This window comes from Bacillus paralicheniformis (genome assembly GCF_002993925.1).
Classification (GTDB): Bacteria; Bacillota; Bacilli; order Bacillales; family Bacillaceae; genus Bacillus; species Bacillus paralicheniformis.
On sequence record NZ_CP023665.1, the window covers coordinates 1554350 to 1570067 of the forward strand.

Genomic DNA, 15718 nt, shown 5'->3' on the forward strand with positions numbered 1-15718 from the left:
AAAAGCGTCCGTGTGGACGCTTTTTTATTTGTTTCTGTCATAAAGGGCCTTGATGTGGCCTTCATGAAAGGAGAGATGCTGTTTTTCATTTTGATAGTATTGAAGACGGTCAAATACAGAGCCGGTGTGAAGCTCGAACTTATGGCCGTCCGGATCTGAGAAATAAATTGAATCTTTGTCGCCTTCATGCCGTTTTCTGCCCTTTAGCACGTTTACACCTAAATCGCATAATTTCTTTTCCCAGAACGGCAAATCTTCCTGTTGAATCGAAAAGGCGATATGGGTGTAAGAGTCATGGATTTCCTGTCTCTTAATGTCTTTCTCTTCGTTTAATGCGAGCCAGATGCCGTTCAGGTCAAAATAAGCGGTTTTCTCGGCCTTTACGAGCCACTTGGCATCAAACACCTTTTCATAGAATGAAATAGAGACGGACAGGTCAGAGACTGAAAACAAGAGATGATTGATACCGAGAATATTATTGTTTGCCATTGCCGTTTATTCCTCCCGTTAGATGTATTTCAAATCCGTCCAGCTCTTTGGTGATTTGCCTGAATAGAAAAGCGAGCACAGCCGCGTCATCAAGCCAGCCGACACCTGCGAGAACATCGGGAATCAAATCGATCGGAGACAGCACATAAATCAATGCCAGCGCGGCCAGTAAAATCGTTTTTTTCGGGAATAAGGGGAAGTCTCCCTTTCTCCAGGCTCTAAATGCCTTGAAAAACAATAAGAGGCCTGAATACGCTTCTTTCACGGCAAAGATGGTTCGGAGCCTTGACACTGGTTTTTTCATCATTTAGACCTCCTTCAATCCTCATGAACTCTTTTAAAGGTGTTTGCCGTATTTCATCGATGGGTATTACACCTTTAATTCCACAATTCTATTATACTCGATTTCAAAATAATTTTTTGAGAAATAGGTTTACAAAATAAGTATAATCTGTAATAATGCTCAAGTACGCAAAATCTGGATGGTTCTAAGAAACGATATGTCGGTAAGGGGTGAAGCGTATGCAAAATTATGTTGAAAAAGAAGCATTGCTCGTTTCCATCAGCAAGAAGCGGCAAATGATGGTTGAAGCCGCTGAAATCTATGGATTTACAGGGGATGAAACGATCAGGCGGAGCCAGGAGCTGGATCAATTAATTTATGAATATCAAAAACTGTCTATGAATGAAAATGCGTCGGACCATCTGCTGCAGGATTTTTTAGGCTGCATCGACTGTCTGACCGTTGAAAAATATACGGCATAGTGACTGAACGAAAAAGAGCTGCCGTGAAAGGCAGGCTCTTTGCAGGAACGGGGAAGCCTCAGTCAACCTGTTCCTTTGAAGTCGGCAGCGTAATCGTTACAGTCGTTCCTTTATGCTGTTCGCTTTCGATCTGAATGGTTCCCCCGTACATGGAAATGATGCGCTTGCACACGACAAGGCCGAGTCCGGTTCCCTTTTCCTTTGACGTGACAAAAGGCTGGAAAATACTCTCCATCATTTCTTTTGGAATGCCTTCTCCGATATCCTTCACAATAATTTGCGCCTTCTCTTGATGATGTTCGATTTGAATGAGCAGCTTTCCGCCGTTTTTCATCGATTCAAGAGCATTTTTGGCGACGTTCAAGACAACCTGCTTAATATGATCTTTTTTACAATACACATAAGCCGGGTCTTTTCCACAGTCTTGAAATTCCACTTCCACATTATATAAATTTGCCTCAGAATGAATAATCGGCATGATTTCGTCAATCATTTCATTCATGGCGTTAAGCTGCCACTGCTCTGCCGTCGGCTTTCCGAGCACGAGAAACTCGCTGACAATCTGGTTGATCCTCCGGATTTCCTGGTCGATGATTGAGAAATACATTTGATCTTCTTTTGATTGATATTTTTTTTGCAGGAGCTGGATAAAGCCGCTGATACCTGTCAGCGGGTTTCTGATTTCATGAGCGGTGCTCGCTGCCAGGGTGCCGATTAATTCGAGCTTCTGGGCTTCATTTTGGGCGCGCTCCTGCTTGGTCCGCCGCTTCAGCAGCACATACTGGAGCATGAGGAACATAATATTCAGCAGAATGAAAATACTTAAAAATGACAGCAGAAGACTGTGAACGATTTCATCAAGCTGGACCGGTTCCGGATAAACTTCAAGCTTCCAGTCGATCTGATCCAAAAAAGCATCGACGGTGCCGCCGTCCGGCTTCTCAGGAGGAGAATGGCCTGCTGTAAAGACAATCTGATTCTTCTGGTTGAGAATTTTGATATAAAGCTCAGGGCTCAGGACGTTCATGATATTTTTCAGATAATCGACGCGGATCGAAGCCAGCAGAAAATTTGTCGTTCTGCCTTCGCTGTCATAGACAGGAGTAAAAATATTCAGCTCCAGCCTGTCCGACACTGTATGTATATCGTCTGTGATCACGGATTTCTTTGATTTTTCCGCTTTTTGCAGAATGTTCTTGTATGAAACCTTCTTTTTTTCTTTGACGGGAGACGTGCTCACCATGACATCGCCGTCTTTATTTAAAAGGTATAAAGCCGAAAAACGCGGTTCTTTTTTATACGTTTCCGTCAGGATTCGTTTGATATGCTGCTCATTAACAGGGTGGTTGAGAGCCGTGGCAAGGGAGCTGAGCCTTGCTTCTGTTTCGCCGATCAGGTAGTTGATTTGGTTGCGGTGAATATTGAGCATGAGAGTCGCAGTCTGACGGTGCTTTTCAGTGATATTTTCTCGTTCTTGTTCGTATACAAAAAAGCTTATAATGAAGGCGGGGATCATCACCAAGATCAAATAAAGCCTGACTTTCTTCCATAGATTTTTCAAATTGCGCATATTTTTACTCTCTCCCAATCGATACAGGAATAGGGGTATTATATCACTAGTGAGAGCCGATTTATAGAAAAGATAACCAATACCGTGAAAATAGGACACAATACCGGGGAATTTCCGGATATATCTATTTGATGTTCGATTCCTACTCATCATAACATGGTTGGAATGTTAACAGTTGACATTTTCCTCATAGTTTATTAATGTTTTCCTGTAGTTGTTTCTTTGGAGATGAGAGATATGAGTAATAGAGAACAGGAACAGTCCTTGAAATTATTTATTGTATTATCTCGAGCGTACAGATCCATTAATGATCATATGAATAAACATATTCATCATCATGGTCTGAATCCAACCGAGTTTGCCGTTTTAGAACTCCTCTATCATAAAGGGGATCAGCCCCTTCAGCAAATAGGGGATAAGATTCTACTGGCGAGCGGGAGTATTACATATGTGGTTGACAAGCTTGAGCAAAAGGAGCTGATCGCGAGAAGAGCCTGTGCGACCGACCGCAGGGTGACCTATGCGCAAATTACAGATAAAGGCACCAAGCTCCTGGAGAAGATTTTTCCGGGTCATGCAGAAGAGCTTCACCACATGATCAGCGTGTTAAGCGATGAGGAGAAAGAAGCCTGCATCGAAATGCTGAAAAAAGTCGGACTGAACGCAAGAAATATTTATAAGGGCAAAGAATAAGGAAGCTGCCAAAAGGCAGCTTCCTATTCTTTTTTATTCAAGTTTTCCTGGCCGATCGGCAGGATGAGGATTTCAACGCGTCTGTTTTTCCTTCTTCCTTCTTCGGTGTCATTTGAAGCGATCGGTTTAAATTCTCCGTAGCCTTTCGCGCTGAATATCTTGGCGTCAAGCTTGGGATTTTCGATTAAAAGCCCCATGAAATTGACTGCCCGCATCACGCTTAAATGCCAATTTGATTTAAATTGAGAATTTCGAATCGGCACATTGTCCGTATGTCCGCTGATTACGATATTGCGGGGCGGATTCAAGACGAGAAGGTCGGATACTTCCTTGGCCAGCGGAATGTCCTGCTGGCGGATCTCCGCTTTTCCGGAATCAAAAAAGATATTATCCTCGATGGAAAGGAGGAGGCCTTCGTCTGTCAGCTTCGTATTGACCTGTTTTTCAAGACTTTTCTCTTTAATAAACCGGTTGACCTGCTCCTGAATTTTTTTCAGCGACTGCTTGTCTTTTTCTTTTTGATCTTGAGAGAGATCTTTTGCTTGGTCAGGGCTTTTTCCATCTTCGGTTGTGCTCGTTTTCGGCTCGGTGAAGCTGGAATAATCCATCATTCCTGTTCCGCCGGTAAATACGGCATTGAATGATTTAGACAGCATATCGAACTTCTTGGCGTCGATTGAGCTCATGGCAAACAGTACGATGAACAAGGCCAAAAGCAGTGTCAGCAGGTCGGCATATGGGATGAGCCAAGACTCATCCACGTGTTCTTCATGGTCTTTTTTGTGCTTCTTTTTTCTAGCCATTGCTGCTGTCTCCTTTGTCTCCTTCTGGGATGACGATGCTGGAGCGTTCGCTTGGAGAGACATACATCAAAAGCTTTTGTTCAATGACTTTTGGCGCTTGGCCTTCCAAGATCGAAAGGATGCCTTCAATCATGACTTCGCGGACTTTGACTTCCTGTTTGGATTTCCGCTTTAATTTATTGGCAAAAGGATGCCATAGTACATATCCGGTGAAGATCCCGAGAAGGGTCGCGACAAAAGCGGCGCTGATCGCATGTCCAAGCGCTTCAGTGTCGCTCATATCCGCAAGCGCGGCGATCAGTCCGACAACAGCGCCCAAAACGCCGAGTGTCGGTGCGTATGTGCCCGCCTGGGTAAAAATGCCCGCTCCGACTTGATGTCTTTCTTCCATTGCTTCAACTTCTTCAGTTAAAACGTCCCTGATAAATTCGGCACTTTGGCCGTCTACTGCCATGCTCATGCCGTTTTTCAAAAATTCATCATCGATCTCATTCAAATTTGCTTCCAAAGCGAGAAGTCCTTCACGTCTTGCGATTTGTGCCCACTCGGAAAACATCGGGATCAATTCGTTGATTTCGATCATCTTCTTCTCTTTGAACAAGATGCCGAAGAGTTTGGGAACCTTTTTGATCTCGCGGATTGGAAAAGCGATCACAACTGCTGCGATTGTACCGACAAGGATGATCAGCCATGCCGCGGGATTGACGAGAACGGAAGGGCTGACACCTTTCATGACCATGCCGACACCTACTCCGATGATAGCTAAGATGATTCCAATTAACGATGTTTTGTCCATTTTTTCACCAATTCCTTTAACTAACTTTTCTATCGTTAATATCGGTGTTGCGTGATAGGAACTTTAGGGTGTTTCTTAAATTGTTTCAAAATCATGGTGAAAAGGGACTTTAGGGTTATTTAATGTTAAAAAATAGAATTTTTGTGATTCTTACGTTGTATGTAAAGCGGCCTCCGCAATTGGAGGCCGTTATGTGTGTTATGCGGTTGGTTTCACCAAGATTTCATCGTTTTCAACGATAACCGCAAAACCGTTGATGTGTTCTTCTTCAAGCAGCAGATCGGTCATTTGATCTTCGACTGCTGTTTGAATGGTTCGTCTTAATGGGCGGGCGCCGAAGGCCGGATGGTATCCGATTTCAGCAATTTTTTCTTTTGCTTCATCTGAAACTTCAAGCCTCATGTTTTGCTCTTTTAACGTTTCTTCAAGCTCTTCCAGCAAGAGAGTGACGATCTTGACCAGATCTTCTTTTTCGAGCGGCTGGAACTCGATGATGCTGTCAAATCTGTTCAGGAATTCCGGCTTAAAGTAGCTGCTTAGGGAATCGATCATTGATTGTTCGCCCATTACTTGTTCTTCCCGGTTAAAACCGACAGTTGTCCGCTTTTCAGATACTCCGGCATTGCTTGTCATAATGATGACGGTATCTTTAAAGCTGACCGTCCGTCCTTGGCTGTCTGTCAGACGTCCGTCTTCCATGATTTGCAGGAACATGTGCTGAACATCGGGATGGGCTTTTTCGATTTCATCAAGCAAAACGATGCTGTACGGGTTCCTCCGGACTTTTTCGGTGAGCTGTCCGGCTTCTTCGTGGCCGACATATCCAGGAGGTGAACCGATCAGCTTCGATACGGCGTGTTTTTCCATGTATTCGCTCATATCGAGGCGGATGACGGCATCCTTCGTGCCGAACAGTTCTTCCGCAAGCCTTTTAGAAAGTTCTGTTTTACCGACACCTGTCGGGCCGACGAACAGGAATGAACCGACTGGCCTGTTTTTTGATTTCAGGCCGGCGCGGCTTCTTTTGACGGCTTTTGCCACTTTTTTTACCGCTTCTTTTTGACCGATCACGCGGCTTGAAAGGTTTGCTTCAAGCTCTTTCATTTTCTTCTGATCGTCGTGCTGAAGCTTGCCGACCGGAATGCCGGTTTTTTGTTCGATGATCGCTTGAATGTCTTCAGCTTTAACGGTTGCCCGTTTTTCTTCCGCATGGTTTTCCATTTTTTTGTGCAGTGCTTCTTCTTCATCGCGGAGCTTTGCTGCAAGCTCATAGTTTTCTTCCTGCAGCGCTTTAGCTTTTTCCGCTTCGATTTCTTTCAGGCGTTGGGAAGCTTGTTCACCGCTGACCGTGTCGATTTTCAAGTTCGCTTTTGAACCGGCTTCATCCAAAAGGTCGATCGCCTTATCGGGAAGATGACGGTCCTGAATATAGCGGCTAGACAGAACGACGCAGGCTTTGATCGCTTCATCCGTGTAAGTTACATCATGATACGCTTCGTATTTTTCTTTCAGCCCGTTTAAAATCGCCGCGGTCTGCTCAATTGTCGGTTCATGCACCATGATCGGCTGGAAGCGCCGCTCTAATGCTGCATCTTTTTCGATTTGGCGATATTCTTTCAACGTCGTCGCGCCGATGACTTGCAGTTCGCCTCTGGCAAGCGCAGGTTTTAAAATGTTGCTGGCGTCCATGGAGCCTTCGGCAGAGCCTGCTCCGACAAGAAGGTGAATTTCGTCAATAAACAAGACCGCGTTTTTGCGTTCTTTCAGCTCTTTCATCAGCTGTTTCATTCTTTCTTCAAATTGTCCTCTGATGCCGGTGTTTGCTACAAGGGAAGCGACATCAAGCAGGTAGAGTTCTTTGTTTTTCAATTTATTTGGAACATCGCCTTCGGCGATTTTGAGAGCAAGTCCTTCAGCAACGGCTGTTTTACCAACGCCCGGTTCACCGATTAAGACAGGGTTGTTTTTATTTCTGCGGTTTAAGATCTCGATTACACGGGCCACTTCATCATCGCGGCCGATCACCGGATCGAGCAAGCCTGTCTTTGCGGCATTCGTTAAGTTGACGGCAAGTTCATCGAGCAAGCCTTTTTTGGCAGCGGTTTGCGTCTGCGCTTGTGATGGCTGGCTGAAGAAAGAACCTCCTCCGCCAAAAAAATGATTTCCTGAAAACATAGAAGGCTGAGTCAGCTCTTTATAGCAGTCTTCACATAAATCCATTTGCTTTTTTGTAAAGTTGATTTGCATGTTCAGGCGAATCGTCGCCTCATTTTTTTGACAATGTTGACAACGCATTTGCCAAAACCCCCTTTATTGAATTTGACCTTTTTTGACCAATTGACTTTGAAAAAATGGTCTGTAGTTTGACCATTTCTGACTATTAGTATACATTGACCTTCTTTGACTTTCAAGTTCTATGCTTTTTCCTTTTTGTTCCTGAATGAGAAGTTGTCCTTCTTTTTAAAGGACATGGCTCATATGGTGTAGAAAGGGAATTCGTTTACGGAGGAGTCGTATGAGTCAATCACATGGATCAGCCTTTCAGCTGGCATTTGTTTATGTAGGAACGGTCGTCGGAGCCGGATTTGCAACTGGAAGAGAAATCGTCGAGTTTTTTTTAAGATTCGGCTGGCCGGGGTTAGCCGGAATTTTGATCAGCGGACTGATGTTTACATTTCTCGGCGCAAAAATGATGCTGATTGCGGTCAGAATCAATGCCAAATCTTATCAGGAGCTGAATCAATATTTATTCGGCCATACGCTCGGGAAACTTGTCAATGTCTTCATGCTCGTGATTTTGCTCGGCGTGACGTCTGTCATGCTGTCCGGAGCGGGGGCGATATTTGAGGAACAGCTCGGCTTTTCAAACCAAGCGGGGATGATTGCGACGATTGCCTTGAGTCTGTTTGTCATGATGAAGGGCGTTAAAGGGATATTCGGCGTCAATGTCATTGTCGTTCCGCTGCTGCTTCTGTTCACAGTCATCGTCCTGTTCGATTCGTTTATTTTCAGAGGGCCGGAGATCCACAATTTGGCGGCATTCTCGGCGGCAAAACCCGATTGGATTTTATCCGCTGTTTCGTACGGCGCTTTTAATTTGTCGCTCGCACAGGCGGTTCTCGTGCCGATCGCTTCTGAACTGAAATCTGAACAGCTCATTATAAAAGGAGCATTAATCGGAGGGTGTCTGCTTACCCTTGTGTTGATCGCGAGCTTTCTGTCTCTTTCAACATTGCCTGATGTCCTGTTATACGAAGTTCCGATGGCACAGGTTGTATTCATTGTCCAACATTCTGTCCATATCATCTATCTGTTTATCATTTTCGGGGAAGTCTTCACATCGGTCATCGGCAATTTATATGGTCTTGAAAAGCAGATTAATGAATATCTTCATATGAAAAGCCTGTATGTATTTATGTTCATCCTGCTGACAATCTACTTGACGGGACAAATCGGCTACGGAAAACTGATATCGACCATTTATCCTTTGTTCGGCCAGCTGAGCCTCGTCTTTATATTCTTTTTGATCGTCAAAAGGGTGCCTGAGCGTTGAATGGCAGGCATTGCACTTGGCGAAACATGCGATTTGTGATAAGATGGCGAAGGAAAATTGAAACAAAATCCGCTTGAAACTGCGGGAGAGGTTCTAGCAAAACCCTCTATAAAAAACTAAGGAAAGCTGTATCCTTGGGGTATGGCCTTTTTTATTGTTTTTTTGCTAGAACACTTTTCTCACAGAGAAAGGTGTTTTTTCGTTTAGATATCAGTGAATCTCTTCTTTTATGAAATACTGACGGAAAGCGGAGAAGGAGGAATTATGAAACAGGAAAAAGCGATCGTCGTATTCAGCGGCGGTCAGGACAGTACGACTTGCCTTTTGTGGGCGCTTCGGCAATTTCAGGAGGTGGAAGCGGTCACCTTCCAATATAATCAGCGGCACCGAGAGGAAATCGAAGTCGCGAAAAAGATCGCTGAAAAGCTTGGCGTCAAGCATCACCTTCTTGATATGGAACTGTTAAATCAGCTCGCGCCGAATGCTTTGACAAGGGATGATATCGAGATTGAGGCGAAAGAAGGCGAACTTCCGTCCACTTTTGTTCCGGGACGCAACCTCGTGTTTTTATCGTTCGCTTCGATCCTCGCCTACCAGGTCGGCGCGCGGCACATCATAACAGGTGTATGCGAGACGGATTTCAGCGGCTATCCGGATTGCCGGGATGAGTTCGTCAAATCCTGCAATGTCACTGTCAACTTGGCGATGGAGCGCCCGTTTGTCATCCACACGCCGCTGATGTGGCTGAACAAGGCGGAAACGTGGGAGCTCGCCGATGAGCTTGATGCGCTTGATTTCGTGAAAAACGAGACGCTGACGTGCTACAACGGAATCATTGCCGACGGCTGCGGCGAATGCCCGGCCTGCAAGCTTCGGGCGAATGGCTACAATGAATATATGAAAATGAAAAAGGAGCGAGCTTAACAGTGCTTACACAAATTTACCCGCAACCAAGCCATCCTTACTCTTTTGAACTAAATAAAGATATGCAGATGTCAGCCGCGCATTTTATTCCGAGAGAGGATGCGGGCGCATGCAGCAGAGTCCACGGCCATACGTATACAATCAATATCACGATTGCCGGGGATGAATTGAATGAATCAGGATTCCTTGTCAACTTCAGCACCATTAAAAAATTGATCCACGGGGAATACGATCATACGCTTTTAAATGACCATCAGGAATTTTCGGGTGAAAGCGCGGATCGGATCCCTTCGACAGAAGTGGTGGCGAAAACGATTTACGATAAAACAGAGGCTTATTTGAAAGATCTCAAAAACCGTCCGCATTGCGTTCAGGTGTTTGTCAGGGAAACGCCGACAAGCTATGTCGTCTACCGTCCGAAACCGGGTGTTCACAATGGCTAAGCCGATTCCCGTACTTGAAATTTTCGGTCCGACGGTTCAGGGAGAGGGGATGGTCATCGGGCAAAAAACGATGTTTGTCAGAACAGCCGGCTGCGACTATTCGTGCAGCTGGTGCGATTCAGCTTTTACCTGGGACGGTTCGGCGAAAAAAGACATCAAATGGATGACCGCGGAAGAAGTATACGAATCTCTTAAAGACATCGGCGGAAACGCCTTCTCGCACGTTACGATTTCAGGAGGCAACCCGGCGCTTTTAAAACAGCTGGACGGACTGATTTCCCTTTTAAAAGAAAACGGTATACGGACAGCGCTTGAGACGCAAGGGACGTTTTATCAAGACTGGTTTGCCGGAATCGATGATTTAACAATTTCGCCAAAGCCGCCGAGCTCCAATATGAAAACCGATTTTAACAAGCTTGATCATATTGTTGAAAAACTGAAAGAGCACGGTCAGGCGGCAGCGGCAAGTTTGAAGGTCGTCATATTCACGGCGGAAGACCTTCAATTTGCAAAGCAAGTTCACCAGCGTTATCCTGATGTCCCGTTCTTTCTCCAAGTCGGAAATGACGACGTTCATACAGAAGACCAAGTGCGGCTCGTCGAACGGCTGCTTCAAAAGTATGAACAGCTGGTAGAAGCGGTCACGCGCGACCCTGAATTGAACCGCGTCCGCGTTCTCCCGCAGCTCCACACCCTGATCTGGGGTAACAAACGAGGCGTTTGATTGAAGAAAGGAAGATGAATGATGACCACAAGAAAAGATTCAGAACTCGAAGGCGTAACCCTTCTTGGAAATCAAGGCACCAATTATTTGTTTGACTATTCTCCGGAAGTGCTTGAGTCTTTCCCGAATAAACACGAAAACAGGGACTACTTCGTGAAATTCAACTGCCCTGAATTCACATCCCTGTGCCCGAAAACCGGACAGCCCGATTTTGCCACGATCTATATCAGTTACATCCCTGATAAAAAAATGGTAGAAAGCAAGTCTTTGAAACTGTATCTCTTCAGTTTCCGAAATCACGGCGATTTTCACGAAGACTGCATGAACATCATCATGAACGATTTAATTGAGCTGATGGATCCGCGCTACATCGAAGTCTGGGGCAAATTCACCCCGAGAGGCGGAATCTCGATCGACCCGTACACAAACTACGGCAAGCCCGGTACAAAGTATGAAAAAATGGCCGAGTATCGGATGATGAATCATGATCTGTATCCGGAGACGATTGATAATCGGTAAGAGGTGCATCGCTGTGTGACCGAGACGCGTATTGTTACGCGTCTTTTTTGTTCGAAATTTCCACGAACAATTACAGCGTATTGGTCGAATGCTAGTCCGGGTATATGAAATACGATTCGAATTGTTAATTGAAGGGTAAAGAGGAGGAAACTTCGTCGTCACTCGCCTCGTTAACGTCTCCGCTTGTCAGTTCGTCGTTAACTGCGAATGCTCTAGCGTTCGGTATTTATCTGTTTTTAGTCTTGTTTGTTCATTAATTCGTGAAAAAATATAGCTTTGTCCTCCTGTTAAAAAGATGTTTTCTGTTTTTTTCTTTAAACATAAAAATTTAGTTATTCTGACTTTGAGGAGGGGATGGGAGGTATATACAGGAGAGACGAAGAGCGGCGATTAAAACATAGTGTCAAGAGCATGTCTCATTCTGACGTTTACACACAAATATGTAACGTGAAGATGTTGGAGAGCTTACGAAAGAAGCAATCGATCGTTATAGACGGGAGGAGCGTTGAAGTATTTGTAAAGGAAGGTTGGCACTGAGTCGGAATGGTATACGATAATCTTACCGTATTTTATCGACAGCTGATAAGAAGTTTATTACGATGTTTAACGTTAAGAAACTGTAGACATGAAAAAGCGCCCCAATGCGGGGCGTTTCTTACGTTTGCTTGCGGGTAGCGATTTGATATACGCCGTCAGATTGGTCGGTTGCTGAAACAACGCTAATGCCCATCGTTAATATCGCGGCGGCTAAAATGGGAATAACGAGCTTTTTAATACTCATATAAACACTCCCCTTTTTTAATTTGTGTTTGCGCATACATCATTTTTTGAAGGAACTCGATTGAGTTTCTGTGGTCTTTTCTTTCAAGGTATTGGTTGGAGACTTCAAGCGAAAGCTCTTCTATGTATGCAAATATTTTATTCTCCTCCAAGTATTTAAATACCTCTAAAATCTCTTCTTTATTCACAGAATAGATATATAAGGCCTCAAGATATTCAAATAGGGAAGTGAATAGGGTATCATTGAATTTTCGAGCCGTTTGTTTGCCAATACGAAATATCTCGATTGCGCGCTCGTAGTTTTTCTGCTTAAAAAGAAGTTGAGTGAAGTAATACAATGATTGTGGTAGGTTGTTATATTCTTCTTTTAGGTTAATCTCTACGGCTTTTTCAGCATATTCAACCGCTGTATCAATGTCCCCCATACATTCATGACAATCGGCTATATTGAAATAGGCAGAACTAATAAGTCTTTTATTGTTAATCTCTATCGCTAATTCGAGTGCGTTTTCCAGGTGGGGTAAGGCTTTGTCGTGGCACATTAAATCGTCATAGTTACCCGCGATTACAAATAAACATTGGATTTTACGGACTTTGTAGAGTTCGTGATTATTATATATTTTAAAGGCTCTTAATATATGATACATGGACACATGCGTCTGTTTCATGATGTAGTACGCTTCAGCCATTTTAAAGTGAAACTCGGCTTGTTCTATAACATCAGTAATGATAGATAGCTGCTTTTCTGCATTTCGATAAAACTCTATCGCTTTGATGTACTGTTTTTTCTCGAATTCATACATGCCCCTAAAGAAAAATGAGTAGTAACTAAGGAGGCCATTTAAATCTCTTCGAGGCTCCTCGATTTGGGCCAACAATTCGTGTATTGATTGTCCTTGTTTTCTTTTGTTAGTAGGTTCTAAATATTCTAACATTAATTGATGTCTAAAACACATCAACTGATAGTAAAGGAGTAAGTCCTGATCCTCTTCCATTTGATTAATTTCTTTCTCTACTTCTTCTTTTAAAGCCTCTGCATCCGGTACACTAAACTCTCTTATCATTTTATACCATTCGTGGATTTTCACTCCGACTTTTGACGAGGGTATTAACTGTTTCACTTTCACCTCTCCCTTTTTATTTCCTTTTTGTAAATATATTACTATACTTAGGGAGATAATAGGTTGAAAAATGAAAAAATTTTCGGCATACCGCAATTAAAGCAATACAAAAAGACGCCTGTTAAGGCGCCTGAATTCTATATGCTCTTATTTATGCCACATTTGCAGCATCCGAAGGTAAATTTCGTCCTTCACCGGGCTCTTGAATAGCGGATAATCGCAGTTGTCTCACCGGCCATAAAGACCGTCCGGTTATTCCTTATAATCGTATACCACTGTAATATCATATCCTTTTATTTCGTAATCCATTCGCCAACGATCTCCAACTAATAGGATACGTAAGAGGACGGAGGATTCAACGTTTTCTCCAGGAAAATGAATCTTGGTGATCAAGTCTTATGACCTACTAAAGGAGTAATTCGATATGTGAATGATCAGCTTAAAGAAAATTTTTTATTGATGTCTGCAACAGGTCCCATAGCTCTTTGATACCCTTTAAAATAAGTTATAAAAATTGACCGGCATCCACTCTAGTGGAATCTTTCTCCTTAACCAGTTTTAATGTGGCCACGATTAGAAAGCTGACAATCACTAGTAAGAGCCATGAACTCACTTTTCCTAGATGAACGAGACTCCACGCGCTGGTTTGGTTTGGATATGTCCAGGCTCCAAAAAACGTTGCGATATTTTCGGCTATCCATATAAAAAATCCGATGAGCACAAAAGAAAGTGCGAGCGGCATACGGTAACGAATTCCATTAACCTCGTATATGACCCATGATTTCCAAAAGACAATTACTACAAGTCCAGATAACCAAAAGCGGACGTCAATCCAATAATGATGGAGGAAAAAATTCAAATAAATCGCAGCGGCAAGAGGTACAACGACGAAAAACGGCGGCCACTTAACCAGTTCAACCTTAAGCCTCCTCCACGCCTGGCAAAGATAACTGGCGACACTTGCATACATAAAGCCGCTATATAAAGGCACTCCAAAGATTTTGGAGTAACCTTCCTCTGGATAAGACCAGGAGCCCATTTGCACCTTGAAAAGTTCAAGAGCTAGTCCAATAAGGTGGAACAATGTGATCACCTTTAGTTCATCCCTTGTTTCAAGCCCGGAATACACCATCCACCACTGCATGAGAAGGCAGATGATGAGCAGCCAGTCATACCGCGGCAGGAAGGGAAGAGGGATGATTTGTGTAATTGCCAAAGAGGCAAAAATAACGACAGGAAATAAACATGACAAGGACTGCTCCCAACCAAAACGAACGAGTTGATTTAGTGCTCTCATCATGTGTGCCTCCGAAGTTTTTTTCTGAATATATGCGAGGCCAGCTTAGTATTGCAGCTAAACAGATTTACGGGTATGCGCATAAGATCACCGCCGAATAGGCTAAATTTTTAATCATGGGTGTCTTCATCACTTCGGTATTCCAAAATATCTCCGGGTTGACATTCTAAAGCCTTGCAAATCGCCTCTAAAGTTGATAATCGAATAGCCTTTGCCTTTCCGTTTTTTAATATAGAAAGATTCGCCATTGTGATTCCAACCCTCTCAGAAAGTTCCGTTACGCTCATTTTTCTTTTAGCAAGCATCACGTCAATATTGATAATAATTGCCATTGTTTTCACCTCAGACTGTTAAATCATTTTCTGATTTTATATCAATCGCTTCTTGCAATAGCCTTTGGAGAACAGCAGCAAAGACGGCGATAACCATTGAAGCAAAAATAAGGACCAGTCCGATTAGTATGATGCCAGGAGCGTCGTCCATCTCCGCGATGAGATAGAAGAGCGGCATGCCTGCCGCTAATAAAATACTGATGGTGATTGCACAGTATTTTATATTCTTTAAAGCCCGTACAGACAATTTCGAGAAAGCTTTATTGTGGTCAATATAGCTTAAAAGTTTAAAGGCTTGATACAGAGCAAAGTAAAAAGGTATCGCCGCTGCATACAAATCGATATAAACGAGATATTTCAGATAAGAAATATCTGGATACAAATCAGCTGCAAAATTCGCTATCTTCGGCACGAAAAATATGCACAAAGCAAGAACTGGGATTCCAATAAGAATAACAGCCATCTTTAAAAAGAGTGTTGATCCACGTTTCATAAAGAGCACCTCACTTATTTTGTCGATTTGAATTTAACACATTATTTATCGTTTTACAATAAAAAATTATTGATAAAGGTGATTTTGTTGTTGTTATGGTATGATATCTTTTTGATTTTAGACAAGCGTTTATAAAGCTATGCAAAGAAATACGTCAGCGGAGTATACATCACCTCTTTTGGACCTTTGCGGCTTCCGCCAAACGAAAAGATCAAGCTTAAAGCGTCTTTCGAACGATAGCTTATATGAACGCAGGTTCGAGACAGTCAATGGATTGAAAAACGCTGGTTATGCGATAGTTAACCGGAACTCAGCAGAACCATATCGTCAAATAAATCCTAGGGTGAAAAAGCTCAAACGTACCATAAAGGAATATGTGTCAACAAGGAGACAATAAAACAGCTACCGATTGGCAT

At 43.4% G+C, this 15718-nt stretch carries 19 protein-coding genes and 1 riboswitch; of the genes, 8 read left to right on the forward strand and 11 right to left on the reverse strand.

Going from position 1 to position 15718, the window contains the following annotated elements:
* Positions 1–24: 24 nt before the first annotated feature.
* Both fosB and CP943_RS07965 read right to left on the reverse strand, forming a co-directional pair.
* A complete protein-coding gene (fosB, locus tag CP943_RS07960) occupies positions 25–489 on the reverse strand; it encodes a metallothiol transferase FosB (protein ID WP_026579806.1) in 465 nt (154 codons plus the stop codon).
* A complete protein-coding gene (locus CP943_RS07965; RefSeq protein ID WP_020451144.1) occupies positions 476–796 on the reverse strand; it encodes a YkvA family protein in 321 nt (106 codons plus the stop codon). Before CP943_RS07965 ends, fosB begins: the two co-directional genes overlap by 14 nt.
* Before the next feature lie 215 nt (positions 797–1011).
* Here CP943_RS07965 and CP943_RS07970 point away from each other — a divergent pair, with 215 nt between their 5' ends.
* Entirely contained in the window at positions 1012–1254 is a 243-nt protein-coding gene (locus tag CP943_RS07970; protein ID WP_020451145.1) for an aspartyl-phosphate phosphatase Spo0E family protein, read from the forward strand.
* Between the two features lie 58 nt (positions 1255–1312).
* On the opposite strand, the gene CP943_RS07975 is transcribed toward CP943_RS07970, so the two are convergent.
* Complete coding sequence (locus CP943_RS07975) at positions 1313–2824, reverse strand: sporulation kinase KinD (RefSeq protein WP_105980910.1); 1512 nt, start codon at positions 2822–2824, stop codon at positions 1313–1315.
* A 237-nt stretch (positions 2825–3061) separates the two neighbouring features.
* Between CP943_RS07975 and CP943_RS07980 the strand changes: the two genes are divergently transcribed.
* Positions 3062–3517, forward strand: a complete 456-nt coding sequence (locus CP943_RS07980; protein WP_020451147.1) for a MarR family transcriptional regulator MhqR — start codon at positions 3062–3064, stop codon at positions 3515–3517.
* A 23-nt stretch (positions 3518–3540) separates the two neighbouring features.
* On the opposite strand, the gene motB is transcribed toward CP943_RS07980, so the two are convergent.
* The 3 genes from motB to CP943_RS07995 form a co-directional block, all read right to left on the reverse strand.
* Positions 3541–4320, reverse strand: coding sequence for a flagellar motor protein MotB (motB, locus tag CP943_RS07985; protein ID WP_020451148.1), 780 nt, complete (start codon positions 4318–4320; stop codon positions 3541–3543).
* Positions 4313–5116: a flagellar motor stator protein MotA gene (gene motA / locus CP943_RS07990; protein ID WP_020451149.1), complete on the reverse strand. Its 804-nt coding sequence runs from the start codon at positions 5114–5116 to the stop codon at positions 4313–4315. The genes motB and motA overlap by 8 nt, the downstream gene beginning before the upstream one ends.
* A 198-nt stretch (positions 5117–5314) precedes the next feature.
* Complete coding sequence (locus CP943_RS07995) at positions 5315–7411, reverse strand: ATP-dependent Clp protease ATP-binding subunit (RefSeq protein WP_105980911.1); 2097 nt, start codon at positions 7409–7411, stop codon at positions 5315–5317.
* 220 nt (positions 7412–7631) lie between these two features.
* Here CP943_RS07995 and CP943_RS08000 point away from each other — a divergent pair, with 220 nt between their 5' ends.
* The 5 genes from CP943_RS08000 to queF all read left to right on the forward strand — a co-directional run bounded on the left by CP943_RS08000 (position 7632) and on the right by queF (position 11279).
* A complete protein-coding gene (locus CP943_RS08000) occupies positions 7632–8669 on the forward strand; it encodes a YkvI family membrane protein (RefSeq protein WP_105980912.1) in 1038 nt (345 codons plus the stop codon).
* Positions 8670–8750: 81 nt separating this feature from the next.
* A riboswitch (PreQ1 riboswitch) is annotated at positions 8751–8795 on the forward strand.
* A gap of 138 nt (positions 8796–8933) precedes the next feature.
* A complete protein-coding gene (gene queC, locus CP943_RS08005) occupies positions 8934–9593 on the forward strand; it encodes a 7-cyano-7-deazaguanine synthase QueC (RefSeq protein ID WP_020451152.1) in 660 nt (219 codons plus the stop codon).
* A gap of 2 nt (positions 9594–9595) precedes the next feature.
* Positions 9596–10036 (forward strand): 6-carboxytetrahydropterin synthase QueD, encoded by a 441-nt coding sequence (gene queD, locus CP943_RS08010; protein ID WP_023857309.1) that lies wholly within the window; start codon positions 9596–9598, stop codon positions 10034–10036.
* Positions 10029–10760 (forward strand): 7-carboxy-7-deazaguanine synthase QueE, encoded by a 732-nt coding sequence (gene queE / locus CP943_RS08015; RefSeq protein ID WP_023857308.1) that lies wholly within the window; start codon positions 10029–10031, stop codon positions 10758–10760. Before queD ends, queE begins: the two co-directional genes overlap by 8 nt.
* 21 nt (positions 10761–10781) lie before the next feature.
* On the forward strand, positions 10782–11279 hold the full coding sequence (gene queF / locus CP943_RS08020; RefSeq protein WP_009328607.1) for a preQ(1) synthase: 498 nt from the start codon (positions 10782–10784) through the stop codon (positions 11277–11279).
* Between the two features lie 655 nt (positions 11280–11934).
* On the opposite strand, the gene CP943_RS22805 is transcribed toward queF, so the two are convergent.
* Together CP943_RS22805 and CP943_RS08030 are read right to left on the reverse strand one after the other, a co-directional pair.
* Entirely contained in the window at positions 11935–12060 is a 126-nt protein-coding gene (locus tag CP943_RS22805; protein WP_023857307.1) for a hypothetical protein, read from the reverse strand.
* Complete coding sequence (locus tag CP943_RS08030; RefSeq protein WP_020451157.1) at positions 12050–13180, reverse strand: response regulator aspartate phosphatase; 1131 nt, start codon at positions 13178–13180, stop codon at positions 12050–12052. The genes CP943_RS22805 and CP943_RS08030 overlap by 11 nt, the downstream gene beginning before the upstream one ends.
* Before the next feature lie 63 nt (positions 13181–13243).
* On the opposite strand from CP943_RS08030, the gene CP943_RS22280 reads away from it, so the two are divergent.
* A complete protein-coding gene (locus tag CP943_RS22280; RefSeq protein WP_020451158.1) occupies positions 13244–13390 on the forward strand; it encodes a hypothetical protein in 147 nt (48 codons plus the stop codon).
* Positions 13391–13685: 295 nt separating this feature from the next.
* Here CP943_RS22280 and CP943_RS08035 read toward each other — a convergent pair whose 3' ends face one another.
* The 3 genes from CP943_RS08035 to CP943_RS08045 form a co-directional block, all read right to left on the reverse strand.
* Positions 13686–14477, reverse strand: a complete 792-nt coding sequence (locus CP943_RS08035) for a DUF817 domain-containing protein (protein WP_023857306.1) — start codon at positions 14475–14477, stop codon at positions 13686–13688.
* Positions 14478–14587: 110 nt separating this feature from the next.
* A complete protein-coding gene (locus tag CP943_RS08040) occupies positions 14588–14809 on the reverse strand; it encodes a helix-turn-helix domain-containing protein (RefSeq protein ID WP_020451161.1) in 222 nt (73 codons plus the stop codon).
* Positions 14810–14819: 10 nt separating this feature from the next.
* Positions 14820–15302, reverse strand: a complete 483-nt coding sequence (locus tag CP943_RS08045) for a DUF2975 domain-containing protein (RefSeq protein WP_020451162.1) — start codon at positions 15300–15302, stop codon at positions 14820–14822.
* Between the last annotated feature and the right edge of the window lie 416 nt (positions 15303–15718).

Bases quoted from the DNA above. Each gene is read 5' to 3' on its own strand.
- fosB (WP_026579806.1), bottom strand. From the start codon at position 489: ATGGCAAACAATAATATTCTCGGTATCAATCATCTCTTGTTTTCAGTC.
- CP943_RS07965 (WP_020451144.1), bottom strand. From the start codon at position 796: ATGATGAAAAAACCAGTGTCAAGGCTCCGAACCATCTTTGCCGTGAAA.
- CP943_RS07970 (WP_020451145.1), top strand. From the start codon at position 1,012: ATGCAAAATTATGTTGAAAAAGAAGCATTGCTCGTTTCCATCAGCAAG.
- CP943_RS07975 (WP_105980910.1), bottom strand. From the start codon at position 2,824: ATGCGCAATTTGAAAAATCTATGGAAGAAAGTCAGGCTTTATTTGATC.
- CP943_RS07980 (WP_020451147.1), top strand. From the start codon at position 3,062: ATGAGTAATAGAGAACAGGAACAGTCCTTGAAATTATTTATTGTATTA.
- motB (WP_020451148.1), bottom strand. From the start codon at position 4,320: ATGGCTAGAAAAAAGAAGCACAAAAAAGACCATGAAGAACACGTGGAT.
- motA (WP_020451149.1), bottom strand. From the start codon at position 5,116: ATGGACAAAACATCGTTAATTGGAATCATCTTAGCTATCATCGGAGTA.
- CP943_RS07995 (WP_105980911.1), bottom strand. From the start codon at position 7,411: ATGCGTTGTCAACATTGTCAAAAAAATGAGGCGACGATTCGCCTGAAC.
- CP943_RS08000 (WP_105980912.1), top strand. From the start codon at position 7,632: ATGAGTCAATCACATGGATCAGCCTTTCAGCTGGCATTTGTTTATGTA.
- queC (WP_020451152.1), top strand. From the start codon at position 8,934: ATGAAACAGGAAAAAGCGATCGTCGTATTCAGCGGCGGTCAGGACAGT.
- queE (WP_023857308.1), top strand. From the start codon at position 10,029: ATGGCTAAGCCGATTCCCGTACTTGAAATTTTCGGTCCGACGGTTCAG.
- queF (WP_009328607.1), top strand. From the start codon at position 10,782: ATGACCACAAGAAAAGATTCAGAACTCGAAGGCGTAACCCTTCTTGGA.
- CP943_RS22805 (WP_023857307.1), bottom strand. From the start codon at position 12,060: ATGAGTATTAAAAAGCTCGTTATTCCCATTTTAGCCGCCGCGATATTA.
- CP943_RS08035 (WP_023857306.1), bottom strand. From the start codon at position 14,477: ATGAGAGCACTAAATCAACTCGTTCGTTTTGGTTGGGAGCAGTCCTTG.
- CP943_RS08040 (WP_020451161.1), bottom strand. From the start codon at position 14,809: ATGGCAATTATTATCAATATTGACGTGATGCTTGCTAAAAGAAAAATG.
- CP943_RS08045 (WP_020451162.1), bottom strand. From the start codon at position 15,302: ATGAAACGTGGATCAACACTCTTTTTAAAGATGGCTGTTATTCTTATT.